Annotated in this window: 19 protein-coding genes and 2 pseudogenes; 7 read left to right on the forward strand and 14 right to left on the reverse strand. The window is 73.6% G+C overall.

The genetic code is table 11. The features are described from left to right. Window positions 1-83 precede the first annotated feature (83 nt). Window positions 84-770, forward strand: a complete 687-nt coding sequence (locus DCW30_RS21365) for a response regulator (RefSeq protein ID WP_062772092.1) — start codon at window positions 84-86, stop codon at window positions 768-770. A gap of 194 nt (window positions 771-964) precedes the next feature. Continuing rightward, on the forward strand, window positions 965-1,975 hold the full coding sequence (locus tag DCW30_RS21370; RefSeq protein ID WP_076686963.1) for a lytic polysaccharide monooxygenase auxiliary activity family 9 protein: 1,011 nt from the start codon (window positions 965-967) through the stop codon (window positions 1,973-1,975). Between the two features lie 40 nt (window positions 1,976-2,015). Here DCW30_RS21370 and DCW30_RS21375 read toward each other — a convergent pair whose 3' ends face one another. The 4 genes from DCW30_RS21375 to DCW30_RS21385 all read right to left on the reverse strand — a co-directional run bounded on the left by DCW30_RS21375 (window position 2,016) and on the right by DCW30_RS21385 (window position 7,065). Continuing rightward, window positions 2,016-2,207: a helix-turn-helix domain-containing protein gene (locus DCW30_RS21375; RefSeq protein WP_076686962.1), complete on the reverse strand. Its 192-nt coding sequence runs from the start codon at window positions 2,205-2,207 to the stop codon at window positions 2,016-2,018. 124 nt (window positions 2,208-2,331) lie between these two features. Beyond that, the gene (locus DCW30_RS36745) at window positions 2,332-2,505 is read right to left on the reverse strand and encodes a hypothetical protein (protein ID WP_162933595.1); all 174 of its coding nucleotides are present in this window, start codon (window positions 2,503-2,505) and stop codon (window positions 2,332-2,334) included. 73 nt (window positions 2,506-2,578) lie between these two features. Then, window positions 2,579-3,598 (reverse strand): DNA polymerase Y family protein, encoded by a 1,020-nt coding sequence (locus DCW30_RS21380; protein ID WP_232626644.1) that lies wholly within the window; start codon window positions 3,596-3,598, stop codon window positions 2,579-2,581. Next, on the reverse strand, window positions 3,595-7,065 hold the full coding sequence (locus tag DCW30_RS21385; protein WP_076686961.1) for a DNA polymerase III subunit alpha: 3,471 nt from the start codon (window positions 7,063-7,065) through the stop codon (window positions 3,595-3,597). The genes DCW30_RS21380 and DCW30_RS21385 overlap by 4 nt, the downstream gene beginning before the upstream one ends. Before the next feature lie 175 nt (window positions 7,066-7,240). Here DCW30_RS21385 and DCW30_RS21390 point away from each other — a divergent pair, with 175 nt between their 5' ends. Then, window positions 7,241-8,284, forward strand: coding sequence for an ABC transporter permease (locus DCW30_RS21390; RefSeq protein ID WP_076686960.1), 1,044 nt, complete (start codon window positions 7,241-7,243; stop codon window positions 8,282-8,284). 81 nt (window positions 8,285-8,365) lie between these two features. Here the strand turns inward: DCW30_RS21390 and DCW30_RS21395 are convergent, their stop codons facing one another. From DCW30_RS21395 to DCW30_RS21410, 4 genes and pseudogenes are all read right to left on the reverse strand, one after another. Then, window positions 8,366-9,445, reverse strand: coding sequence for a S1 family peptidase (locus DCW30_RS21395; protein WP_076686959.1), 1,080 nt, complete (start codon window positions 9,443-9,445; stop codon window positions 8,366-8,368). A 278-nt stretch (window positions 9,446-9,723) separates the two neighbouring features. Beyond that, window positions 9,724-10,083 (reverse strand): annotated as a pseudogene (locus DCW30_RS21400) (SPFH domain-containing protein); the annotation flags it as partial. A 155-nt stretch (window positions 10,084-10,238) separates the two neighbouring features. Further along, window positions 10,239-11,135 carry a S1 family peptidase gene (locus DCW30_RS21405; RefSeq protein WP_062772077.1) on the reverse strand — a complete coding sequence of 299 codons (897 nt, stop codon included), beginning with the start codon at window positions 11,133-11,135 and terminating at the stop codon, window positions 10,239-10,241. Between the two features lie 920 nt (window positions 11,136-12,055). Next, window positions 12,056-13,351 (reverse strand): DUF5685 family protein, encoded by a 1,296-nt coding sequence (locus tag DCW30_RS21410; protein ID WP_076686958.1) that lies wholly within the window; start codon window positions 13,349-13,351, stop codon window positions 12,056-12,058. A gap of 299 nt (window positions 13,352-13,650) precedes the next feature. Between DCW30_RS21410 and DCW30_RS21415 the strand changes: the two genes are divergently transcribed. Further along, window positions 13,651-14,100, forward strand: coding sequence for a cell division protein SepF (locus DCW30_RS21415; RefSeq protein WP_062772071.1), 450 nt, complete (start codon window positions 13,651-13,653; stop codon window positions 14,098-14,100). A gap of 42 nt (window positions 14,101-14,142) precedes the next feature. Here the strand turns inward: DCW30_RS21415 and DCW30_RS21420 are convergent, their stop codons facing one another. Together DCW30_RS21420 and DCW30_RS21425 are read right to left on the reverse strand one after the other, a co-directional pair. After that, on the reverse strand, window positions 14,143-15,339 hold the full coding sequence (locus DCW30_RS21420) for an acyl-CoA dehydrogenase family protein (protein WP_076686957.1): 1,197 nt from the start codon (window positions 15,337-15,339) through the stop codon (window positions 14,143-14,145). A gap of 190 nt (window positions 15,340-15,529) precedes the next feature. Beyond that, a complete protein-coding gene (locus DCW30_RS21425; protein ID WP_076686956.1) occupies window positions 15,530-17,167 on the reverse strand; it encodes an MFS transporter in 1,638 nt (545 codons plus the stop codon). Between the two features lie 244 nt (window positions 17,168-17,411). On the opposite strand from DCW30_RS21425, the gene DCW30_RS21430 reads away from it, so the two are divergent. Together DCW30_RS21430 and DCW30_RS21435 are read left to right on the forward strand one after the other, a co-directional pair. Beyond that, a complete protein-coding gene (locus DCW30_RS21430) occupies window positions 17,412-18,560 on the forward strand; it encodes a glycosyltransferase family 39 protein (RefSeq protein ID WP_076686955.1) in 1,149 nt (382 codons plus the stop codon). 249 nt (window positions 18,561-18,809) lie between these two features. Beyond that, complete coding sequence (locus DCW30_RS21435; RefSeq protein WP_076686954.1) at window positions 18,810-19,850, forward strand: phosphatase PAP2 family protein; 1,041 nt, start codon at window positions 18,810-18,812, stop codon at window positions 19,848-19,850. Window positions 19,851-19,980: 130 nt separating this feature from the next. On the opposite strand, the gene DCW30_RS21440 is transcribed toward DCW30_RS21435, so the two are convergent. After that, window positions 19,981-20,196: an I78 family peptidase inhibitor gene (locus tag DCW30_RS21440; protein ID WP_062772279.1), complete on the reverse strand. Its 216-nt coding sequence runs from the start codon at window positions 20,194-20,196 to the stop codon at window positions 19,981-19,983. Window positions 20,197-20,640: 444 nt separating this feature from the next. Between DCW30_RS21440 and DCW30_RS21445 the strand changes: the two are divergent. Beyond that, window positions 20,641-20,989, forward strand: a pseudogene (locus tag DCW30_RS21445) (cbb3-type cytochrome c oxidase subunit I); the annotation flags it as partial. A 7-nt stretch (window positions 20,990-20,996) separates the two neighbouring features. Here the strand turns inward: DCW30_RS21445 and DCW30_RS21450 are convergent. Genes DCW30_RS21450 through DCW30_RS21460 form a run of 3 tightly spaced genes read right to left on the reverse strand, consistent with a single transcriptional unit; the run spans window position 20,997 to window position 24,187 of the window. Next, a complete protein-coding gene (locus DCW30_RS21450) occupies window positions 20,997-22,007 on the reverse strand; it encodes a helix-turn-helix transcriptional regulator (RefSeq protein ID WP_062772052.1) in 1,011 nt (336 codons plus the stop codon). A 45-nt stretch (window positions 22,008-22,052) separates the two neighbouring features. Continuing rightward, complete coding sequence (locus tag DCW30_RS21455) at window positions 22,053-22,928, reverse strand: hypothetical protein (protein ID WP_076686953.1); 876 nt, start codon at window positions 22,926-22,928, stop codon at window positions 22,053-22,055. Then, complete coding sequence (locus tag DCW30_RS21460) at window positions 22,925-24,187, reverse strand: glycosyltransferase family 4 protein (protein WP_076686952.1); 1,263 nt, start codon at window positions 24,185-24,187, stop codon at window positions 22,925-22,927. The genes DCW30_RS21455 and DCW30_RS21460 overlap by 4 nt, the downstream gene beginning before the upstream one ends. Window positions 24,188-24,350 lie beyond the last annotated feature (163 nt).

Here is a 24,350-nt window from a genome sequence, read left to right on the forward strand (position 1 = left end):
GTTGCCCGGGTGTTAACAACCTGTCTCTCTTCCGGAATCAACGGACGTTGTGGTCGTTGTGGTCGCGCCCATAGCCTGCGGCGATGACAAGGGTCCTGGTCGTGGACGACGACTTCATGGTCGCGAAGCTGCACAGCAGGTACGTCTCCACGGTCGAGGGGTTCGCGGTGGTCGGCGTCGCGCACAGCGGCGCGGAGGCGGTGCGCCTGGCCGCGGACGTCCGCCCCGACCTCGTGCTCCTCGACGTCTACCTGCCCGACATGGACGGCATCGCGGTGCTGCGGGAGCTGCGGGCGGCGGAGGAGCGCGATCCGGGGCGGCAGCCGGTGGACGCGCTGTTCATCACGGCCGCGCGGGACGCGGAGATCGTACGGGCCGCGCTGCGGGCGGGCGCCCTGCACTATCTGATCAAGCCGTTCAACCAGGCGGCGCTGCGGGAGCAGTTGCGGCACGTGGCGGCGGTGCGGGCGCGGCTCGACGGCCTCGCCGAGGCCCGCCAGGAGGACGTCGACCGGATCTTCGGCACCCGGCCGCCGGGCTCCCGCGAACTGCCGAAGGGCCTCGCCGCGCACACCGCGGACCTGGTCGAGCAGACCCTGCGCGACCACCCGGGCGGCCTCTCGGCGTCGGAGTGCGCGGCGGCCGGCGCCCTCTCCCGGGTCAGCGCCCGCCGCTATCTGGAGTTCTTCGCCGAGACGGGGCGCGCGGCCGTGACGCTGCGGTACGGCGGGACGGGGCGCCCCGAGCGGCGGTACCGGTGGACGGGGTGAGCGGTGGGCTGGCGAGCCGTGGACGGGGAGCCGTGGCGGTGCCGAAACGGGCATCCCGGACGTGACCTGAGCTGAGCCTGAGCCCTTCCTCAACGCAGCCATAAGGATCACCGTCTCCCGCTCCCAGCAGGGGATTCCGCGGATTTCGGGGGTTAGTTTTCACTCCCCCGAACCGCAGTTGAGGAGAACCACCCATGCTCGCTCGTCGCAAGGCCGCCGCGTTCGCCGCCGCCGGCGTCGCCCCGCTGGCCCTGACCGTCCTCACGGCCACGCCCGCCGCCGCGCACGGCTCGATGACGGACCCGGTGAGCCGGGTGTCCGCCTGCTTCCAGGAGGGGCCCGAGTCTCCGGAGTCGGCCGCCTGCAAGGCCGCCGTCGCCGCAGGCGGCACGCAGGCCCTCTACGACTGGAACGGGGTGAACATCGCCAACGCCGCGGGCAAGTCGAAGGAGATCATCCCCGACGGCGAGCTGTGCAGCGCGGGCAACGACAAGTACCGGGGCCTCGACCTGCCGCGCGCCGACTGGCCGTCCAGCACGCTCGCCGCGGGCGACCACACCTTCCGCTACAGGGCCACCGCCCCGCACCGGGGCTCCTTCGCGCTGTACCTCACGAAGGACTCGTACGACCCGTCGAAGCCCCTGAAGTGGTCGGACCTGGAGGCCGAGCCGTTCGCGGAGGTCACCGACCCGAAGCTGGTGAACGGTGAGTACGTCTTCGACGGGAAGGTCCCGGCGAGGTCGGGCCGCCACCTCGTCTACTCGATCTGGCAGCGCTCGGACTCCCCCGAGGCGTTCTACACCTGCTCCGACGTCGTCTTCGGCAAGGACAGCGGCGGCTCGGCCCCCGCCCCGGCCGCCTCCGCGCCCTCCGACGAGGACATCGCGGCCGGTGCCGGCAAGTCGTCGGTCGAGCACCACGGCCACGGTGACGCCGACGCGAAGACCGGCGCCGAGGTCACCGCGCCCGCCCCGGCCGCCGAGACCGAGGCCGGGGCCGCCGGCGAGGAGGCGTCCGGCAATCGGCCCGCGGCCAAGGGCGGCGCCGAGAAGCCCGTCACCGCCGCGGACGACCGCCTCGCCGAGACCGGCGGCTCCGGCGCCACCTCCTACCTCGCGATCGGCGGGGCCGCCGCGCTGGCCGTCGGCGCCGCCGCGATGTTCGCCACGACCCGCCGCAGGGCCGCCGGACGCCACGGCCGCTGAGCGCCCGTCGCACGACCCGGCCGGAGCGGCGCGCGGCGGTTCAGCGGTTCGGGGCCGCGAGCCCCGACCCGTACGCCGCGATGCCCAGGTGTGCGCGGGCCCGCGCGATGCCCAGGTGTGCGCGGGCCCGCGCGCCCAGCTTCGTGAAGAGCCTGGCCACGTGCGCCTTGACGGTGGCCACCGTGATGTCCATGACGACGACGTCGGGGCGCAGGTCATCGGCGGGAGCCACCGCCTCGGCGCCCGTTCCCGCCTCGCCACGACCTCGATGCCCGCGGTGTCGGACATCAGCACCCGCAGCCCGGCCCGCGCCAGCGGCTGGCCGTCCGCGAGCGCCACGCGGACGGCCCCTCCACTCATCGGGCCGTTCCCTTCGGCAGGGGCGGCCGGGCCGAGACCAGGAAGCCGCTCCCGGGGCGTCGCGCGCCGTCGTGGCCCCCGCGCTGCTCGCGCCGGTGTGCGCGCTGACCGGCCTCGCGCTCGGCACGGTTGCGGCAGGCCGCGGGCGCCGCGGCCTCGGCGGTCGGCATGCTCCTGCCGCTCCCGGCGCTCCTCGGCGGCAAGAGGCACCGCTGGGTCAAGGAGACGGGCGACGCGATGCGGCTAGGCCGCCAGGGTGCCCGGGACGATCGCGCCGGGGCCGAACTTCGCCCGTGCGCGGTCGGCGACCTCCTCGATGCGGCGGGCCTTCTCGTCCGCCGGGTCGAACGTCAGCTGGTGGGCGGCGTGTTCGGCGGGCGCCAGGCCCTCGGCGCGCAGGGACAGGGCGCGCACCCTGGCCCGCTGGAGGCCGAGCGCCTCGTACATGCGGTACGCGGTCGTGGTCAGCGCGGTGGAGTGGGCGGTCGGCTCGGGCAGGGTCCTGGTCCTGGTGGTCGTGGAGCGGTCCGCGTACCGCACGGTGAGGGTCAGCGTGCGGCACACCTGGTCCTCGCCGCGCATCCTCGCGCCCAGCTCCTCCGCGCCGGAGAGCAGGGCGCGGCGGTGCCGGAAGGGGTCGAGCTCATCGCGGGGGAAGGGCCGTTCCACGGCGACCGAGCGGGCGGCGGCGTTGGGCACGACCGTGCCGCGGTCGATGCCCCGCGCCTTCTCGCGCAGCTCGCGGCCCGCGCGGACGCCGACGAGCCGCTGCAGGGTGGACAGGGGCGCGGCGCCGACCTTCCCGAGGGAGTCGAGGCCGTACTCGCAGAGGGTGCGGGCGGTGGCGCGGCCGATGCCGGGCAGCTCGGCGACCGGCCGGTCGGCGAGGAAGTCCCGTACGCCGTCGGGGCCCTCGGGCACCGCCCTGGTCACGCCGGGGGCGGCGTCGCGCGCGGCCATCCGGGCCAGCATGGGCCCGGGCCCGGCGCCGATCGCGCACTCGACCCCGTACAGCGCGAGTGCCCGTACGCGGATCAGCGCGGCGAGGTCGACGGGGCTCCGGCCGAAGTACCGCCGCGCGCCGCGCAGGTCCACCAGCGCGGCGTCGGGCGGCAGCGCCTCCACCTGCGGGGTGAACTCGCCGAGCAGGGCCATCAGCTGGGGCAGCGCGGCCTCGTACATGGGCGTCAGCAGGAACCGCACGTAGAGCGTCCCGCCCTCGGTCCGCCCGCTCATCTCCCTCACCTCGCTCGCCTCGCTCATCCCGCGCTCCCCGGACTCTGGTGCCACAGCTTCCTGCTGACGCCCGCGGGGCCCTCGCCCGGCGGCCGGAGGTCCGCCCAGGGGTTCATCCGGAACCCGGTGGGCATCTCGATGCGCCGCGCGGTGGGCGCCGGGGCGGCCCCCTGCGCACAGGCCGGTTCGGGTTCGGGCTCGGGTTCGGGCTCCGCGAGGCGTCGCGCCACCGCCTCCAGGCCGCCCTCCTTGCGCAGCTCCACCAGTTCCGCCAGGTTCCACGCCGCCGCGCCCACCACGCTGAAGCTGCGGGGGCTGCGGCGCTGCACCACGCCGCGGACCAGCAGCAGCCAGGAGTGGAAGACGGTGTGCGCGCACCGTTCGTGCGCGTCCTCGAAGAAGGCCAGGTCGACCAGGCCGGTGCCGTCGTCCAGGGTCGTGAAGATGACGCGCTTGCCGGAGCGGAGCGGCGGGGTCTGCGTGGCCGCCTTGGCGCCCGCGACCAGGATGGTCGTCCCGTCCTCGGCCTCGCGGAGCCGCCGGGCGCTGAGGACGCCCAGCTCGGCGAGGAAGTCGCGGTGGTCGCCCATGAGGTGGCGCGAGGAGTCCATGCCGAGGACGCCGAGTTCGGCGCTGAGCCGCTCCGCGTCGTCGAGGTCGGGCAGCCCCGCCGGCGCGGTGCCGCGCCCGCCGGCCAGCGGGAGCTGCCCCCCGGCGGTCCCCCGGGTGCCGCGCCGCAGCTCCGCCAGGTGCAGTTGCAGGTCACGGCGGTTGGCGCCGAACGCGTCGAGCGCGCCGACCTGGGCGAGCCGCTGGGCGACCGGCTTGGAGGGCCTGGCCCGCTCCCAGAAGTCGACGAGCGAGGCGTAGGGCTGCCCCTCCGTGATGCGCTCCGCCTCGGCCTCGCTGATGCCGTGCACGTCGGAGAGGGCGAGCCGGAGCCCCCACGCACGCCGAGGCTCGGACACCAGTTCGATACGGTGAGCGACCGCCGACCGGTTCACGTCGAGCGGCAGGATCGGCACCCCGCGCCGCCGCGCGTCGGCGAGCAGCAGCCGCTTCGGGTACATCCCGGGGTCGTGCGTGAGCAGCCCGGCGTAGAAGGCGGCCGGATGGTGGGCCTTCAGCCACGCCGACTGGTAGGTGGGCACGGCGAAGGCCACGGCATGCGCCTTGCAGAAGCCGTACGAGCCGAAGGCCTCGACGATCCCCCAGGTGCGCTCGATCGTCTCGGCGTCGTACCCCTTGGCCGCCGCGTGCTGCGCGTACCAGATCTTGATCCGCCCCTGCGACTCCGGGTCGGAGAGCCCGCGCCGCACCCGGTCGGCCTCGCCGCGCCCGCAGCCGGTCATGATGTCCACGATCTCGATGACCTGCTCGTGGAAGACGACGACCCCGTAGGTCTCCGCCAGCGGCTCCGCCAGGTCGGGGTGCGGGTAGCGGGCGGGGGCGCGGCCGTGCCGCGCCTCGATGAAGGGGCGCACCATGTCGGCCGCGACCGGGCCCGGACGGAAGAGGGAGATGTCCACCACGAGGTCGTGGAAGGACGACGGCTGGAGCCGGCCGACCAGGTCGCGCTGGCCCGGCGACTCGATCTGGAAGCAGCCGAGCGTCTCGGTGGACTGGATGAGCCGGTACGTCGCCGGGTCGCCCGGCGGCACCTGGCGCGGGTCGTCGAGGTCGACGGAGACGCCCGTGGCGCGCTCCACCTCGGCCACCGCGTGCGCCATCGCCGACTGCATCCGCACGCCGAGCACGTCCAGCTTGAGCAGGCCGAGGTCCTCGACGTCGTCCTTGTCGAACTGCGCCATGGGCAGACCCTCGCCGCTGGTGGGCACGGTGGGCGTGCGCGCGAGCAGCGAGGCGTCGGAGAGCAGCACCCCGCACGGGTGCATGGCGATGCCGCGCGGCAGCCCGTCCAGGGCCTCGACGAGGTCCCAGAAGCGCGCGTGGTCGCCCAGCTCCGCGGCGATCTCCCGCAGTTCGGGCAGCTCGGCCATCGCGGTGCGGGCATCGCGCGCGCGGATGTGCGGGAAGGCCTTGGCGATCCGGTCGATGTCGGCCGGGTCCATGGACAGGGCGGCGCCCACGTCGCGTACGGCGTGGCGCACCCGGTAGGTCTCGGGCATGGCGACCGTCGCGACCCGCTCGGCGCCGAAGCGGTCGATGATCGCGCGGTAGACCTCGATGCGGCGGGCCGACTCGACGTCGATGTCGATGTCCGGCAGGACGGGCCGCCGTGTGGACAGGAACCGCTCCATGAGCAGCCCGTGCTCGACGGGGTCGGCGTGCGCGATGCCGATGAGGTGGTTGACGAGGGACCCGGCGCCCGAGCCGCGCGCCGCGACCCGGATGCCGAGACCGCGCACGTCGTCGACCACCTGGGCCACGGTGAGGAAGTAGGAGGCGAAGCCGTGGTGGGCGATGACGTCCAGCTCTTCGTGCATCCGCTCCCAGTACGCGCGCCGGGAGGCGTAGCCGCGCAGCACCATGCCCGCCGCGGCCCGCGAGGCGAGGACGCGCTGCGCGGTGCGGCGCCCCGCGCCGACCAGGTGGGGCTCGGGGAAGTGCACGGAGCCGATGCCGATGTCGTCCTCGGGGTCGACCACGCACTCGGCGGCGGTCGCCCGGGTCTGTTCGAGCAGGCGGTGGGCGGTGTCGCGGCGGAACCCCGCGGCCTCGACGACCCGCTCGGCGACGGCCAGCATGGTGTCGGCGTCCTTCAGCCAGCGCTCCCCGCCGTCGAGCTCCTTGGCCGGGTCGACGGGGACGAGGCGGCGCGCGGCGTCGAGGACGTCGGCGACGGGGCCCTGGCCCGGGTCGGCGTAGCGCACGGCGTTGCTCAGGACGGGGCGCACGCCCTGTTCGGCGGCGAAGCCGAGGGTGCGGGCGGCGAGGCGGAGCGACCCCGGGCCCGTGCCCTCGCGGCCGTGCCAGACGGACTCCAGGCGCAGGGCGTCGCCGTACCGCTCGCGCCAGGGCGCGAGGAGCCGGGCGGCGCGGTCGGGGCGGCCCGCGGCGAGCGCGCGCCCCACGTCGGACGCGGGGCCGAGCAGCACGGTCAGGCCCTCGCCGTGGTTCTCCTCCCACGGCAGGAGGGGCTGCCCCTCGGGGGCGCGGTGGGCCTCGGTGACCAGGCGGCAGAGCGCCGCCCAGCCGGTGGCGCCGTCGCGGGCGAGGAAGGTCACGCGCGGGGCCGACTCGTCGACGAAGGCGCCTCCGCGCACGGGGGTCCGCCGCCGCACGCCCCTGGCGGACCCGGGCTCGTCCGGCGTGGGTCCGCCCACCGCGAGTTCGGCCCCGAACAGCGGCCGGACCCCGGCCTTCGCGCAGGCCTTGGCGAACCGGACGGCGCCCGCGACGCCGTCCCTGTCGGTGAGCGCGAGGGCGTCCATGCCCCGCTCGGCGGCGCGCTCGGCGAGCCGCTCCGGGTGCGAGGCGCCGTACCGCAGGGAGAACCCGGAGACGGTGTGCAGATGCGTGAACCCGGGCACACGCACCTCCTGTAACCCTGAACTGAACCGATCCCGTAACCCCCACCTCCACCATAGACCAAGTTTCGAACGCGTGTACGACACGTGTGCGAAACCCCTCCCCCGGCGCCGCCCGTGTGGTCCGTTCGGCCCATCCCGCCTGCGAAGACGCCTCCCGGACCGGAGCGTGGGGGCCATGAGGTTCGCCGATGAGTTCAAGAGCGCCGTCACCCCGCGAGCAGCCCTGCTCGTCATCGGCGTACTCGCCCTGCAGCTCCTGTTCATCGCCTCCTACGTGGGGGCGCTGCACGACCCGAGGCCCAAGGACGTGGCCTTCGGGGTGGTCGCGCCGGGCGAGGCGGCCGAGCAGACCGTGCGCCGACTGCGTGAGCTGCCCGGGGAGCCGCTCGACCCGCGCCGGGTCAAGGACGAGGCCATGGCCCGGCACAAGATCATGAGCCGGGAGATCGACGGCGCCCTGGTCGTCGACCCCCGCGGCGCCACCGACACCCTCCTGGTCGCCTCCGGCGCGGGCACCGCCCTGTCCAGGACCCTGACCACGCTCGTCACCGAGGTCGACGCGGACCAGAAACGCACCGTGAAGAGCGTCGACGTCGCCCCGGCGTCGGGCCAGGACTTCAACGGGCTCTCGTCCTTCTACCTCGTCGTCGGCTGGTGCGTCGGCGGTTACCTGTGCGCGTCGATCCTGGCGATCAGCGCGGGCTCCCGGGCCGCCAACGTGCCGCGCGCGGTGATCAGACTCGGCACCATGGCGCTCTACTCGGTCATCGGCGGACTCGGCGGCGCGGTCATCATCGGGCCGATCCTCGGCGCCCTGCCCGGCAGCGTCCTCGGCCTGTGGGGTCTCGGCGCCCTGGTGATCTTCGGGGTGGGCGCGATCACGCTCGCCCTCCAGGCGCTCACCGGCATCATGGGCATCGGCCTGGCCGTCCTGCTCATCGTCATCGGGGGCAACCCCAGCGCGGGCGGCGCCTTCCCGCTGCCGATGCTGCCGCCCTTCTGGAAGGCGATCGGGCCCTGGCTGCCGCCGGGCGCGGGCACCTGGGTCGCCCGCTCCCTCGCGTACTTCGAGGGCAACGCGATCACCTGGCCGCTGCTCGTCCTCGCGGGCTGGGCGCTCCTGGGCGCCGTCGTCACCCTCGCCCTGTCCGCCCGCCGCACCACACGGTCCGGCTCGATCGACCTCAGCGGCACCGGCTACGGCAAGAGCGTCGCCTGACCCGCGCCGCACACGGCGGAGCGCCGGCCCGCGACAGCGGACCGGCGCCCCTTCACCGCGTCACTCCTGCGAAGAGACGCCTCAGCCGATCTCCGCCCCGTAGGCGCTGAGCGCCTCCGGCACCGGCTGGAAGAACGTCTCGCCGCCGCTGCTGCAGTCGCCGCTGCCGCCGGAGGTGAGACCCAGCGCGGTGTCACCGGCGAAGAGCGCGCCGCCGCTGTCACCGGGCTCGGCGCAGACCGTGGTCTGGATCAGACCGTCGACCTGCCCCTCCTGGTAGTTCACCGTGGCGTCGAGCGCGGTGACCTCACCGTCGTGGACCTGGGTCGTGCTGCCGCTGCGCGTCACCTTCTGACCGACCGTGGCGTCCCCGGCCTTGCTGATCGCCTGGGTGCCGCCGTAGAGGTTCACCTCGCTCGGGTGCGGGACGTCAGCCGTGTACTTCACGAGGGCGTAGTCGTTGCCCGGGAAGCTCGACTCCTGCGTGGCGCCGATCTCCTGGCCGCCCTGCGAGTCGGACCAGCTCTTCACCGAGTTGCCGCAGTGACCGGCCGTCAGGAAGTACGGCTCCCCGCCCTTGACCACGTTGAAGCCGAGCGAGCAGCGCGAGCCGCTCCCCCAGATCGCGTCGCCGCCGGCGATGAAGGCCTTGTACTCGCCCTTGCTGCGCTTCAGTTCGGCCTTGCCGCCGAGCTTCTCCACGATCGCGCCGACCTTGTCGAGCTCGGCGCCCTTGACCGTGCGGTCCGCCGTGACGACCACCTTGTTGGTCGTCGGGTCCGTCACCCACGAGGTGCCGGGGACGGCCGCCTCGTCGTCGAGCGTCGCACGGGCGCTCTTCAGCTCGGCGAGGGAGTTCTCGACGATTCTGGCCTTGCCGCCCGCCGACTCGACGGCCTTCGCCGCCTTGTCGTTCAGCACGTTGACGACCAGGGTCTTCGCCTTGGCGTCGTAGTACGTGCCCGCGGCGTCCGCGCCGAGGTCCTTGCCGAGGGCCGAGGCCAGCTTTCCGGCCTTGGCGACCGAGAGGACGTCCGGGGTGGGGTCCGCCGTGCTCTCGCTCGCGTTCGCGGTCTGAAAGGTGACTCCCGCGGCGACCAGCGCGGCGATGCCCGCGCCTGCCACGGCTACACGCCGCTTGGGTATGCGTCGGTGCTTCAAAACTCACGACCTCCTGTGGGGGGAACGACCCGTCGGGCGTGGGGGCCTGACGGGCCGCAGGGCAGACGCGGGCATGGAACGCCACGCTGGAAAAGCCGCGTCCATGCCAACTTGGCCACGCCCACTATCCCGACGCTTTCCGGTCGCACACAAGGTCTACTTCAGGACGCGCACGCTGTAACTGCCGTGCGCCCCCGTACCGGTGAGCGCTTCCATCGCACCATGTCGGTTCCGGTTGCGAACACCGCGTGGTGGGAAGCGGTACCAGCCTGTGAGGACTAGTCCTGTCCGGTTCTCGCCCCTCCGGAGCGGCGTGTCTCTCCGGCTTCCGCACGCCCCGTACCGGAATCCGGGGGCTGCGGCAGGGCCTGCTGGGCGCGCTCCAGGAAGCGGAGCGGCTCCACGGGGAAGGGCAGGACGAGGGTGGAGTTCTTCTCCGCGGCGACGGCCACCACGGCACGCAGCAACTGCAGTTGGGGCGCGGCGGGCTCCTTTGCCATCTCGTGCGCGGCCTCGGCGAGCTTCTTGGACGCCCGCGGCTCGGCGTCGGCGTTGATGACGCGGGCCCGCCGCTCGCGGTCGGCCTCGGTCTGGCGGGCCATGGAGCGCTTCATCGCCTCGGGCAGGGAGACGTCCTTGCTCGCCCCCCGGAATCCGCATCGGGCGTGTTGGGCGTCCCCCTCGGAGGTAGCTCGCCCCCTGGGAGAGAGCGAGCCCCCGCCCGGAAAGCCGGGCGGGGGCTCGGTCGTGCCGATGTCTCACGTGCGGTGCGCGGCCTTCGGGCCCCGCCGGATCAGTAGACGCTGACGTTGTACGCGCGCAGCGCCTCGGTGACCGGCTGGAAGAAGGTCGTGCCGCCGGAGGAGCAGTTGCCGCTGCCGCCGGAGGTCAGACCGAGTGCCGTCGAACCCGAGTACAGCGGGCCGCCGCTGTCACCGGGCTCGGCGCAGACCGTGGTCTTGATCATGCCGTAGACGACGTCGCCGCCGCCGTAGTTGACGGTCTGGTTGAGCGCGGTGACCCGGCCGCTGTGGGTGCCGGTGGTGGACCCGCGGCGGGTGACGCTCTGCCCGACGGTGGGGTCGGCCGCGCTCGTGATGTCCTGGCTGCCCACGGTGCCGGACTTGGTCACCGAGTCGTTGGTGTACTTGACGATGCCGTAGTCGTTCGTCGGGAAGCTGGACCCGGACGTCGTGCCCAGCACGGTGGTCTTCGCCGAGTTGGACCACCAGGTGCCCGCGCCGTCGGTGCAGTGGCCGGCGGTCAGGAAGTAGTAGGTGCTGCCGTTGCGGACGTTGAAGCCGAGCGAACAGCGCCAGCTGCTCGCGTAGATGGCGTCGCCGCCCGAGATGTACTTCTGGAACTTGCCCGGGGCCCGCTCGATCTTCAGGGCGTCCGCGTTGGACCCCGCGGCCGCCTTGAGCTCGGCGATCTCGGCCTTGGAGACGGTGCTGTCGGCGGTGACCACGACCCGCTTGGTCTTCGGGTCCACGCCCCAGGCGGTGCCCGCGACGTCGGCGTCGAGCACCGCGTCACTCGCCTGCTCCAGCTGTGAGGCGCTGAAGGTGGCCGCGCCGTCGTGCGCGCTGGCCGCGGGTACGGCGAGCGCTCCCGCGGCGACGAGTCCGGTGGCGATGGCGAGCAGACGGGTGTGTCTCGCTATGCCGGAGGTGGTGCGCTTGATCCTCACGTTTGTTCCTCCCGAGGGAAGTCAGTGGGCCCTTGTGGGTTGAGGGCCCGTGAGGCGCAGCCGAGGAGCGGGGCTCGGGGTGCACACGTACGCCGTGCTCCTGGCAAGCGCTGCTCGGGAGTATTGGTGGGCGGTGTCCGGCCGCACAAGGGCGCCTTTCGGCCGTCGCCCCGGGGGGTGCGGGCCAGGCGTACGGGCCGCTTCCGCGGGGTTCCGCGCCCCGCGGCGCTCTCCGTGACCAGGGCGCCCCGGGGCCGCGGGAGGGGCCGGACGGCATGACCGGCGCGGGGTCGACGGCGGCGGCGACGTCCCGTCGGAACCGCCGGTGCCACGTCGGCCGGCGTCGGGGTGGGGCGAGCCGCGGGAAGCGGAAACGGTGACCGGGCGGGCCGTCGGCGGCGTTAGCGACGGCGGCCGGGGACGAGCCGCCGTCCACCACCCTCACCTGCGGCGTGTGGCGGGCGCCCCCGCTCCGGAAGGCGGGCTCACCGCCGGCCCCGGGACCCCGCTCCCCACCGTCGGCGCCGCCGGCCATGGCGGGGCGCTCCTCGCCGTACGGGGTGCGGCGCCCGGCCGCCGGTCGACGCGGCACGCGGGGCGTGGCGCCGGTCCCGGCGAGGGCGCGGCGGGCGGCGGAGTCGGGACCGGCGTCGCGCACCGCCCCGAGCCCTCCGCGCCCGATGACGGCGGGGCGGCGTCCACCGGGCGCCACGCGACCGGCGGCGAACGGCCCCGCAGCCGGGGCCCGGCCGAACCGCCCCGGTCAGGGGCCTTCCGCCGGGCCCGGGCACGTCCTCGGCGCCGACGCCCACCACGGCCGCGTCACCGCTCGCGCACCGCACCCCGGGAATGTCCGGAATTGAACCATCCGGAAACTCGGCCGGTCGGCACGTGCCGTGGACGCGGGGGCTGACGCGGGGTCAGAGACCGCAGTCGCAGCAGCTGCAGCACTCGCAGCAGCCGCAGCACCCGGAGTCGCCGCAGTTGTTGCAGCAGCCCTCGCGCTTCTTGCGGGACCACGGGCCCTCGTAGGTGTCGGCGCAGCACACCTTGCAGGTGCAGCAGAGCCCGATGGCCACGGCGCACCCGGCCCAGAAGCCCCGCTTGCCCGGCTTGGGCGGCTGCGGCCCGAAGCCGTGCCCGCCCCCGCCGCCGGGACCGCCGGGACCGCCGGGCACGTCACCGCCGTACGGGTTCCCCCCGTCCCCGTACGGGTTCCCGCCCTCGTACGGGCCGCCGCCCCCGTACGGATTCTGCTGCCCGTACGGTCCCCCGGCCGGAGGCCCGTAGGGGCCGCCCTGCCGCGGCGGGCCGAAGGCGCCCTGCTGATGTGCCGTCACCTGGTGGGTGTGGCCGCAGGACTCCGTGCCGAAGGCGCGGTCGACCGAGCGGCGCAGCTCATGGGCGAGGAGGACGTGCGCGAGCTTGCCGTCGGCGAATTCGGCGTCGCGCAGCGCGAGGCGGATGCCGTGCAGCGCGTCGTCGGCGAGCCGCCGCGCCTCGGTGAGGGAGGTGCCGGTCGCCGTGAGCGGGTTCCACGCGCCCGACGCGGCGTCCGCCTCCCTGTCCTCCACGGCGTCGAGCAGGTGCGCGAGGCGGCCGAAGAGGCGTCCCGCCTCGGCGAGCGGCTCCACGTTGCCGGGCCGCCCGGCGAGCAGGGCGGTGTGCGCGAAGGCCGCCGCGGTGGCCGTCTCGGTCGGCTCGGTCACCGCGAGGAGTGAGGTGCCGGGGCCCGCCAAGGCCTCGATCCCGGCCTGCCGTTCGACGGCGTCGAGCAGGACGGCCGTGTCGAACCCCACGTCGGCCCCGGTCCGCGCGCCCGCCTCGTCCCAGCCCCTGGCCACGCGCCGGGCGGCGACGGCCACCGGTCTGCGGGCGAGCATCCCGTCCCCGTCGACGACGTGGTCGCGCACCTTCGCCGAGGCGAGCACCAGCGAGACGGCGGCGGCGAGCCGGGCGCCCTCGCCCCGCGCCACGGACGCCGTCCGCATCCCGCGCAGCGGACAGGGCCCCGCGGTGCGCCGCCCGCCGTCCCGGCGCTCGGCCTGAGCCTCCGTCAGGACGGAGATGATCAGGCCGTCGTAATTGGTGACGATCCGGGCGAACTGCCCGTGGTCGGCGCGGAGCGCGAGGCAGAGCCCGCAGAGGTGGGCCATCCACTGCGTCTTGAGCCCGCCTCCGAGACGATGGCTGCAGGGCCTGACGATTCCGAACAAAACGACTCCCCCGAACGGCCCGAACTGATGATCCGATGATTTCGGGGCATCGTAACGAGGGAGGCGTTCACCCGGACGCACCCCCCGTCACCCGTACGCCGGGAGAAATCATATTTCACTCACTGTCAGCAGCCGTACACAGCGGGACCCTTGAAGTACCACGTGCGTCGGCGTGTTGACTCTGCACCAGTACCGTCACGAAAACCCCGCGCGGCGACTATCCACTTGGCGCAGCATCCGCATCATGGACGACGATAGGAACGCGGAAAGCAGGGAAACCGCTGCGAGAGGAGGCGTCCATGGGATCGGTGCGCAAGGCGAGTGCTTGGCTTGGCCTCGTTGACGACAACAACGACGAGCGTTACTACGACGACGGCTATGAAGACGACCGGGCCGAGGGGCCCGACCAGCCGGAGGCCTGGGTGACCGACCCGCGCGTGCGGGTGGCGAGCGAGAAGGCCCAGGAGCAGGAGCGCCGCATCGGGACGGTGACCCCGAACAGCTTCCGGGACGCCCGCGGCATCGGTGAGATGTTCCGGGACGGCGTCCCGGTCATCATGAACCTCACGTCCATGGACCCCACCGACGCCAAGCGTGTGGTCGATTTCGCGGCCGGTCTCACCTACGGACTGCGCGGTTCGATCGAGCGCGTGGCGACGCGGGTCTTCCTGCTGACCCCCGCCGACACGCACATCGTCAACGGCGAGGCGTCGAGTCGCCCCTCGGACGGATTCTTCAACCAGAGCTAGTGGGCGAGGCCGCTCACCGGAACCGTCCGGCCCCGGAACGGATCACCGGAAGGCGTCAAGACCGGTGAGCGCCTTGCCCAGAACGAGTTGATGCATCTCGACGGTGCCCTCATAGGTGAGCACCGATTCGAGGTTGGTCGCGTGCCGCATGACGGGGTACTCCAGGGAGATCCCGTTGGCGCCCAGGATCGTCCTGGACGTCCGGCAGATCTCGATCGCCTCTCGTACGTTGTTGAGCTTGCCGAAGCTGACCTGCTCGGGACGGAGCCTGCCCGCGTCGAGGCGGCGTCCGAGGTGGTGCGCCAGCAGAACGCCCTTGTGCAGCTCGACCGCCATGTCGGCGAGCTTGGCCTGGGTGAGCTGGAAGCCGCCGATGGGCCGGCCGAACTGCTCGCGGGTCTTCGCGTACTCCACCGCCGCGTCGAAGGACGAGCGGGCCGCCCCCATCGCCCCCCAGACGATGCCGTAGCGCGCGTGGGAGAGGCAGCTGAGCGGGCCCTTCAGGCCGACGACCTCCGGCAGGACCGCGTCGGCGGGCAGCCGCACCTCGTCCATCACCAGCTCACTGGTGACACTGGCCCGCAGCGACCACTTGTGCTTGATCTCGGGCGCCGAGAAGCCGGGGCTGCCGGCCGGCACGACGAACCCCCTGATCCCCTCGTCGGTCTGCGCCCACACCACGGCGACCCCGGCCACCGACCCGTTCGTGATCCACATCTTGCGCCCGGTGAGCACCCAGTCGGCGCCGTCCTTCTTCGCGTGCGTGCGCATGGACGCCGGGTCGGAGCCGTGGTCGGGCTCGGTCAGGCCGAAGCAGCCGATGATCTCGCCCGCGGCCATCCCCGGCAGCCATCGCCGCTTCTGCTCCTCGGAGCCGAAGCGGTGGATGGCGTACATCGCGAGGGAGCCCTGCACGGAGACCAGGGAGCGGATGCCGGAGTCGGCGGCCTCCAGCTCCAGGCAGGCGAGGCCGTACTGGACGGAGGTCGCGCCCGCGCAGCCGTAGCCCTCCAGGGACATGCCGAGCGCCCCGATGGAGCCCAGCTCACGGGCCAGCTCGCGGATGCCGGGCAGCTCGCCCTTCTCGTACCAGTCGGCGATGTGCGGCAGGACCCGGTCGGCCGCCCAGGAGCGGACGGTGTCGCGGATCGCCAGGTCCTCGGGGTCCAGCAGGTCGTCGATGCCGAGCGGGTCGGCGGGGTCGAAGGGCGGCAGCGGGGTGCGGGCGCTTGCGGACATGCGGGCCTCCGGCGACACAAAACTAGCATCGGTAGTTATACGACTCGCGCTGACGTTACGACGCAGTGTGCCGCACGTCCAGAGCGACGGGACGCCGCACACCTCCCGCCGCCGGGCCCGAGCGGCACACCGCGGCCGTCAAGGCGGGCGGACGGGAAACCATCCGGCCCGGAGGCCGGCACAGGACGCCTCACCGCACGGAGGAGTCGACCCCGACCCGGGAGGGCTCCCGAGGCGCAGGCACCCCCGGCTCGGTGGAGGCGGAGGTGGAACCACCGCCCGAACAGTCCATGCCGCGCGGCAGGCGCAGCGCGGCGAGCGCCCCCAGCAGCAGCAGCCCCGCGCTGACGAGCAGCGTCACGTGCAGCCCGTGCACGAAGGCCTCCCGCGCGGCCGAGCGCAGCGCGTCGCCGGGCGCGCCGCCGAGCCGCGCGGCGACCTCGTACGCCTCGCCGAGCGAGTGCCCCGCCGCGGCGCTGTCCGCCGCGGGGACGCCCGGCACCGAGGAGAGCCCCGGCGCGTACGCCGCGTTCATGACGCTGCCGAGCAGGGCGATGCCGATGCCCGCGCCGAGCTGGTAGGAGGTCTCGCCGATCGCGGCGGCCCCGCCCGCCTGGGACGGCGGCGCCTCGCTGAGCATCGACTCGTAGGCGCCGAAGAGCGTGGTCTCCAGGCCGAGGCCGAGCAGCACGAAGCCGGTGAGCAGCAGGACGTCGTTGGCGGTGCCGCCCATGCCGGTGAGCACGAGGACGGCGAGCGCGGTGAGGCAGAAGCCGGAGCACACCGTGACGCGCGGCCCGAAGCGGTGCAGGAGCTTCGATCCGGCGAGGCCCGCGGCCATCGCGGCGAGGGTGAGCGGCAGCAGCCGCAGGCCGGTCTCCAGCGGGGAGAGGCCGAGGACGAGTTGGAGGTACTGCGCGGCGATCAGTTCGAGGCCGACCAGGGCGAGCATGGCGAGGACGATGCAGCCGACCGAGGTGCTGAACGCGGGCCGCGCGAACATCGACAGATCGACCAGCGGGCGTGCGCGCCGCCGCTGTCTGCGCACGAACCCGACGAGCAGGGCGACGCCCGCGGCCAGCGCGGCCAGGGTCGCCACGCCGAGCGGCGAGTCCCCGCCGCCGAGGCGCTTCACCCCGTAGACGACGCCGAAGAGCCCGCCCGCGGCCATCAGCGCGCCCGCCACGTCCCACGGGCCGTCGCCGTCGCCCTTCGACTCCGGCAGGAGCCAGCGGCCGACGGGCAGGCTGACCAGCATCAGCGGGATGTTGATGAGGAAGACCGAGCCCCACCAGAAGTGTTCGAGGAGGAACCCGCCGAGCAGCGGTCCGACGGCCGCGCCGACGGCGGCGACCGCGCTCCAGACGCCGATGGCGACGGCGCGCTCACGCCGGTCGGGGAAGACCTGGCGCAGTATCGACAGCGTCGCGGGCATGATCATCGCGCCGCCGACGCCGAGCAGCGCCCGGGCCGCGATCAGGACCTGCGCGTTGTCGGCGAGGGCCGCGACGGCCGAGGCGACACCGAAGAGCGCGTAGCCGAGCAGGAGCACGCGTCTGCGGCCGACGCGGTCGCCGAGCGTGCCGAAGAGGATGAGGAGCGAGGCGCAGACGAGCGGATAGACGTCGACGATCCAGAGCAGCTCCATCCCGCCGGGCCGCAGGTCCTCGGTGACCGCGGGCACGGCGACGTGCAGCACGGTGGCGTCGACGGCGACCAGCAGCAGACTGACGCAGAGGACGACGAGCACGACCCAGCGATTGACCCCGGCACGGTCCCCGGATCCCCGACGGCCCTGCGGTGCTGCGGCCGTGGTCGTCCCGGACATGTGCGTACCTCCCAGGTGATCCCTCGCATCGGCGGCCTGCGGGATGGGAAATCCCTGCTCCTGCGGCACGAAACGGCGGCGCGGACAAGGCGAGTGAGCCGCCAGAGTACGCGAGTCCGTTTCCGGTGCGCGTGGCGGACCTCTCATGGTTGCGCGGATGCCGTGTGGCGTGCACCACGCGGCCACCTCCCGGCCGCGGCCCCGGTCGGGCCCCGCACGCCCCCGACGGCCGATAATCGAGCCCGTGAACGACCTTGATCATCCCCCCTCGCCGTCCCCGGCGGGCCACGCGCTGCGGCGCGCCGCGCCCGCCCTCCTCGTCTACGCGGGGGTGCGCGCGCTCGGCCTCGCGGTCCTCGCGGTCTGGGGCGCGGCGGCCGGGAAGAGCCCGCACACGCTGCTGAGCGCCCGCTGGGACTCGCTCTGGTACACCCGCGTCGCCGAGTTCGGCTACGGCTGGGAGGTGCGCCTCCCGGACGGAAGCGTCCACTCCAACCTGGCGTTCTTCCCGCTCCTGCCCTGGCTGGAGCGGCTCGTCGCGGCGGTGAGCCCGCTCTCGTACGCCGATGCCGGGCTCGCGGTGAGCTGGCTCGCCTCGCTCTTCGCCGCCGCGGGGATCCTCGCGGTCGCCGACCACGTGTACGGGCGGCGGGCCGGGATCTGCGCCGTCGCCCTGTGGGCGGTGCTGCCGGTCGGCATCGTGCAGTCGATGGCGTACAGCGAGTCGCTGTTCACGGCGCTGGCGGCCTGGTCACTGTATGCGCTGCTCCGGGGGCGCTGGGTGTGGGCGGGCGCCTTCGCCTCCCTCGCGGGACTGACCCGGCCGGTGGGCGCGGCGGTGGTCGCCGCGATCTGGGTGACCGCGGCCGTCCAGGTGTGCCGCGAGCGGCGGGCCGCGCCGCGCGTGCTCCTCGGCGTGGTCCTCGCCCCGCTCGGCGCGGCCGGGTACGTGCTGTGGGTCGGCCACCGCACCGGCGGCGGGCTCCTCGGCTACCTCGACGTGCAGGCGGGCTGGGGCAACGGCTTCGACTTCGGCTTCGCCTTCGCGCGCTTCATCGGGGAGAAGTTCACCGGCGTCCCCGGAGCCCTGGCGGGCGTCGGCCTGATCGTCGGCGTCGCCCTGGTCATCTGGCTGTACGTGACCGGCGTCCGGCAGAGGCAGCCGCTGCCGCTGCTCCTCTACACCGGCGTCGTCGTCGCACTGGCCCTCTGCGCCGCCGGCTACTTCGGCTCGAAGCCGCGGCTGCTCCTGCCCGCCTTCCCGCTGCTCCTGCCGCTCGCCGTGGCGCTCGCCGGGCTGCGGACGTCGAGGTCGGCGCTGGTCCTGGGCAGCGTCGCGGTGGCGAGCGCGGTCTACGGGGCGTTCTGGCTGCACGGCTCGGGCCCGCCGTGAGCAGGTCATGATCGTTTCACTCGTTCGCCGGAGGCCGTACGGGAAATTCCACACCAGCCCCCGGTGAACGAATTCATAAGGGATATAAAATCGCATCGGAAATGATCTACGAATTGAGCATGGGCGCGAGGATTCATTAAGGAATCCCAGGGAATAGCCCCGCTCCTGAGAGCAATCCCACATCACATCGTCATCACAAAGCCACTGATTCGGCCTAGCGCCAGACTCACTCGCTGTAACGTCGATTGGGTGCGTACCGAACGAAACCTCACCCGTCTTGACCGGGTCTTCGCCCGGCTTGACCGTGAGCCGGAACGACCGGCCCACCTCGATGTGCCGAGGATGAGCCGGCACAGGGTCGTGCTCTTCGGCGCGACCCTGGCCTTCTACCTGGCCATCGTCGTCGCCGTGCTCGTCACCTCGTGGCTGGTCCGGTTCGACTGGCAGGTCATGTTCTTCCGGCCCTACCAGCAGTGGCCGGAGATCCACGCCTTCCTCGACTACTGGGTCGTCCTCGGCCAGCGCGGCCCGACCGCCGTCATGGTCGCGGCCTGGCTCGGCTGGCGCTCCTGGCGGCAGCACACGCTGCGACCGCTGCTCATGTTCGGCACCGCCCTGCTCCTGCTCAACGTCACGGTCGGCGCCGCCAAGATCGGCATGGGCCGCCTCGGCCCGCACTACGCCACCGTCATCGGCTCGAACGAGATGTGGCAGGACGGCGATATATTCCCTTCGGGCCACACCGCCAACGCGGTCGTGACCTGGGGAATCCTGGCCTATCTGGCCTCCACCCCGCGCACCCGCCGCTATCTGTCGGCCCTCTCCGCCGTGGTCTCCCTGAGCGTCGGCCTCACCACCGTCTACCTCGGTACGCACTGGCTGAGCGACGTCTTCCTCGGCTGGGCCGCGGGGCTGCTCATCCTGCTCGCGCTGCCCTGGTTCGAGCCGCTGATCACCCGCGTCGAGGCCGTCATCTTCCGCGTCCGCGAGGCCTGGCGCGACCGCCGCGCGGGCACCACGGCACCGGCGCCCGAGCCCGTGCCCGCCCCGGTGGGCGTCCCCGCGATCGTGCAGCAGCGCCCCTCCGCCGGCGGCGAGGCCCCCGCCCGCGAGCCGGTCGGCGCCGCCCGCACCACCACGAGGCCCCCGGCGTACCTCGCCCCGGGCCCGCACACGGCCCGCTCCGAGCGCACCCCGGTCACCCCCGCGGGCAGCCGCCGCCCGCCGCACCCGCACGCCGACCGCGTTCCGCGCGGCGCCGCCTCGGCCCGCCCGATGGCCGGCGGCTGACCCACGAAGCCCGCGGGGGCGGTACGCACAGCCCATCCCCCGCACCGCGAAGGCCCCGGTTCCGTCGAGGAACCGGGGCCTTCGTCATGGCGCGGGTGGCCGTACGGACGCGGGGCCCGCGGGGCGGGGGCTACCCCTTCCAGGAGCGCGTCACCACGCCCTCCTGGACCTCGAAGTTGAGCCGCCCCACGAGGTACTCCATGGTGATGATCGCCCCCGGGGGCAGCGACCTGACGGTGGTCCAGCCGGACGCGCGGGCCTCCCGCTCGGCGTCCTGCGACGCGAGCCCGACGTAGCGGTCGGGGCTGTCCTGCGGCTCTGCGGGCGGGGTCGGAATAGGTGCCATGGCCGCCACGGTAGGTGCCGGGGCCGCGCCGGGGAAGGCCGGGGCCCCTGCACCAAGCGTCACGTATACCTCTCTGGTCACGCTTCTGTCACAGGATCACGACGTGCGTTTCGGTCGAACTCCCTCACACGTACGGGCGGTTCCGCTCGGGTCCCGACGTAATTCGGCGACGCCTTCACGCAGGCGCGAAGACGGTTCGAACAACGCCCGAAAGCGGCGCCCCGAATAGCGGACGACGCCCTTTGCGGCCCCTTCCCCCTTTCCGATTCCGGCCCGCGGAACGGGCGCTGACACGCCATGGAGGAATTCACCATTCCGCCCGGGGGCGACCCTGCCCCGGCCGTCCGGAAGCGGCCCGTACGCCTCTGTCGGAGGCGGGTCCGACGCGCGCGTCATGGCCTGAGCTTCGGGCAGGCCCGGGACGCGACGGCGAAGGGGCGAGCGATGGGGACCGGGACGGTGCGGGCCGTCGAGTCGCCGGCACGGCGGGCGCGCGCCGGCCGGGTGGCCGTGGCCGGCTGCCCCCCACCGCCCACCAGAAGATCGGTCACCTCTACCTGACACGTCGTTCGTCTTCTTCCTCGCCGCCGGCCTCATGGCGCTGATGACGCGGGCCGAACCGGCCGGGCCCGGCCTCCAGCTCATGACCGACGAGGAGTCCGACCAGGCCTTCACCCCGCACGGCACGATCATGCCGCTGCTCTTCGCGACGCCGACGTCCGCGGGCTTCGCCGACGAGATCATGCCGCTCCAGATCGGCTCCCCCGACGTCGCGTTCCCGCGGCTGAACATGCCCGCGGTCACGCGCCAGGACCGCGGCCGGGCGCCGGAGGGCCCGCGGACGCGACACCCCGGTCCAGGGCCCGGCTCAGGTGGTCCCGGGCCGTCCTGATCCGCTCGATCAGCTCCACGGGCTCCACCACCTCGAACTCGATGCCCAGGAACAGGACGTGGAAGACCATCACGTCCAGGCTCGACGCGCCCGTGCGCAGCAGGCAGCTCTCGTCCGTCTCGGCCTCAAGCATGCCGTCGGACGGGGTGAGCCGCTGCGCCGCCTCGGCCCGCGGCACGAGGAGGCGGACCACGGCCTGCTCCGCGTACGCGCCCCGGGAGACGCCCTTGGCGACGTACGCGGCGAGGTCGTCGGCCGGCGGGGGGCGCGGTGTGAAGCGGGGGCCGTGCGGCGGCCTGGGTTCGACACGGTCCACGCGGAAGGTGCGCCAGTCCTCGCGGTCCAGGTCCCAGGCCACGAGGTACCAGCGGCGTTCGGTGCAGACCAGGCGGTGCGGTTCGACGGTCCTGCGCGTGGCGCTCCCCGCGTGGTCGCGGTACTCGAAGCGGAGCCGCTCCGCGTCGCGGCAGACCCCCGCGAGTTCGGTGAGCACGGCCGGGTCGACGCCCTGCGCCCGCGGAGTGCGCAGCATCGGCACGGTGAAGGCGTTCAGCGCGCCCACCCGGTGGCGCAGCCGGCTCGGCAGGACCTGTTCCAGCTTGCCGAGCGCGCGCACGGAGGTCTCGCCGATGCCCTCGATGCCCTGTCCGGCGGCGGTGCGCAGGCCGACGGCGACCGCGACCGCCTCGTCGTCGTCGAGGAGCAGCGGCGGCAGCTCGGCCCCCGCGCCGAGCTGGTAGCCGCCGCCGGTGCCGGGGCTGGCGTTGACGGGGTAGCCGAGTTCGCGCAGCCGGTCCACGTCGCGGCGGACGGTGCGCGGGGTCACGCCGAGCCGCTCGGCGAGGCCCGCGCCGGACCACTCCCGGTGGGCCTGCAGCAGGGAGAGCAGGCGAAGCAGTCGTGCCGAAGTCTCCAACATGGACGCGATTGTGCCCCGGATAAAGGACAGCCACGGTCCGCGTTCTCAGGCGTCGGCGTCCTCCGTGCCGGTGGCCGCCTCGCGCACGCGCACCGCCAGGTCGTTGTCGTTGGTGTAGTACGGGCCCGCTTCCAGCGCGCCGTGCGCGGTCTCGCGGCGCAGCACCGGATACGTGAAGATCGCCTTCTTGTCCGCGACGTCGTCGAGGAGCCGGGCCAGGCGCACCCGCGGCCCGCTCGTCCCGGCCGGGCGCAACCACAGGTCCCAGGGGCCCGCGCCGCGCTCGGCGAGCTCGCCGTGCGGCAGCGCGAAGCTGAACAGGGGTCCCTCGGCCGTGACGTCGGCGCGGTGGACGAGGTCCGGCTCGGCCCGCCGGACGGCCTCGGCGCAGGCGTCGGCGCTCAGGACGGTGCCGTAGAGGCGGCCGTGCACGGTCATGCCGCCGTCCGCGATCTCGATCTCCCCGGCCTCGGCGTGCGGCGCCCGCAGCCAGCTCCGCACGGAGAGGTTGCCCTGCTTCGTCACGTACGGGATGCGGACCGCGACGTAGCCGCGGCTGCCGCTCGGCGCCCGGTCGACCAGGGAGCGCAGGTCGTTGACGCCCGGTATGAGCCGGCGCGGCGCACCGCTCGCCACCTGCACGTACGCGTTCCAGCGGCCCTCGGCGAGCTCGACGCTGCTGGGCAGCGCGGCCCGCAGCCGTCCGTCGGCGGCCGGGGTGAGGGGCAGGCGGACCTCGTCGTCGGAGTCGCGGCGGCGCAGCAGCAGGTAGGCCACGTCGTCGGGCTCGTATCCGCCCGGTTCCGTGACGTCGAAGGTGAGGCCCCCGGCGGAGTCGGCGACGCAGTCGGCGCGCGGCGCGTCGGCGGCCTCCTGGTCCCCTGCGGACGACGCCGCCTGCGAGGTGGCCAAGGACGTCATGCGGTGGATCCCTTCGTCTGGACGCGGCCGAGGTCCCGCACCGCGTAGGCGCCTCCGAGCAGTGCGCCGCGGGTGCGGTGGAGGGAGCCGCGCATCCGGCCCCCCAGCGAGTTCCCGCGGGTGAGCATCCCGGAGAACATCGCGTCGTAGCGCTCGGCGATGTGGGCGGGGTCGAAGCGCTCGGAGTCCTGGAGCGCGGCGTCCGCCATGCGGTGCCGGAGCGAGTCGTCGTTGATGAGTTCGAGGAGCCCGCCGGCGATGGCGTCGGGGTTGCCGACCTCGACGAGCCGCCCGTCGACACCGTTGTCGATGATCTCGCCGGGGCCGTGCGGGCAGTCGGTGGCGACCACGGGGAGGCCGCAGCGCATCGCCTCGACGATCGTCATGCCGAAGGATTCGAGGCTGGAGGTGACGGCGGCTATGGAGCCCTTGGCCCACTCGGGCTCGATGGGGTGGGCGGGGCCCATGAGGAAGACGTGGTTGTACAGACCCAGCTCGTCTATCAGCGCGCGCAGCTTGTCCTTCTGCTTGCCGCCGCCGTATATCCGCAGCCGCCAGTCGGGGCGCTCGCGCCGCACCTTGTCGAAGGCCCTGATCAGCAGGTCGTACCGCTTGACGGGGGCGAGCCGCCCGGCCGCGACGACCCACTTGTGGGAGCCGTCGGCCGGCTCTATGCCGGGGGCGGGCACGGGGTTGGGCACCGCTTGGACGTGCACGCCCGGCAGCCGCATCTTGCGGGTGTAGGCGAGGGCGTCGGCCCGGGTCGTCGTGGTCAGGACGTCCAGGCGGGGGTAGACGCTCCGGAGCTGGCGGCGCAGCTCCTTGGAGTGGCTGTCGAGCGTGAGGTGCTCCTGCCCGACGCGCAGGGGGCCGCGCGTGGTCTGGCGGGCGATGTGCACATTGAGGCCGGGGCGGGTGCCGACGACCACGTCCGCGTCCAGGCGCGCGAGGTGGTCGGCGATGCGCCGGTCGGTGAGGGCGCTGTACTGGTCGTAGCGGCCCTCCGCGTCGGGGAAGGTCCGCGCAGGCCGCAGGTGTTCGGGGTCGTCGCCCTCGTAGCCCGGGGCGCCCTTGCGCAGATCCACGAGGTGGCTCAGGCGGACGCGCTGGTCAGGCGCGAACACCGGCTCGTCGCGGTGCCGGAAGACGGAGACGACGTCGACGTCGTGCTGCTGGGCCAGCGTGTTCGCCAGGTTGTACGTCGTGCGGATCGTCCCTCCGATCCCGTACGCGTTGTGAATCAGGAAAGAGATGTGCATGCGTCCCCGTATCCCACGTTTCCCCGCGGACAGTCCCCCTCGTCCGCCTACCGCAGGGTTAGACGGGGATTCCTGGCCAAAGGTTGGGTGCCAACACCATCCTGTTTTTCAACAGATATGCGATCGGTAGCCGGAAGAGGGAACTTATCCGCCCTGCGGCACA

Source organism: Streptomyces alfalfae (assembly GCF_004127445.1).
In the GTDB taxonomy this organism is placed as follows: domain Bacteria; phylum Actinomycetota; class Actinomycetes; order Streptomycetales; family Streptomycetaceae; genus Streptomyces; species Streptomyces alfalfae.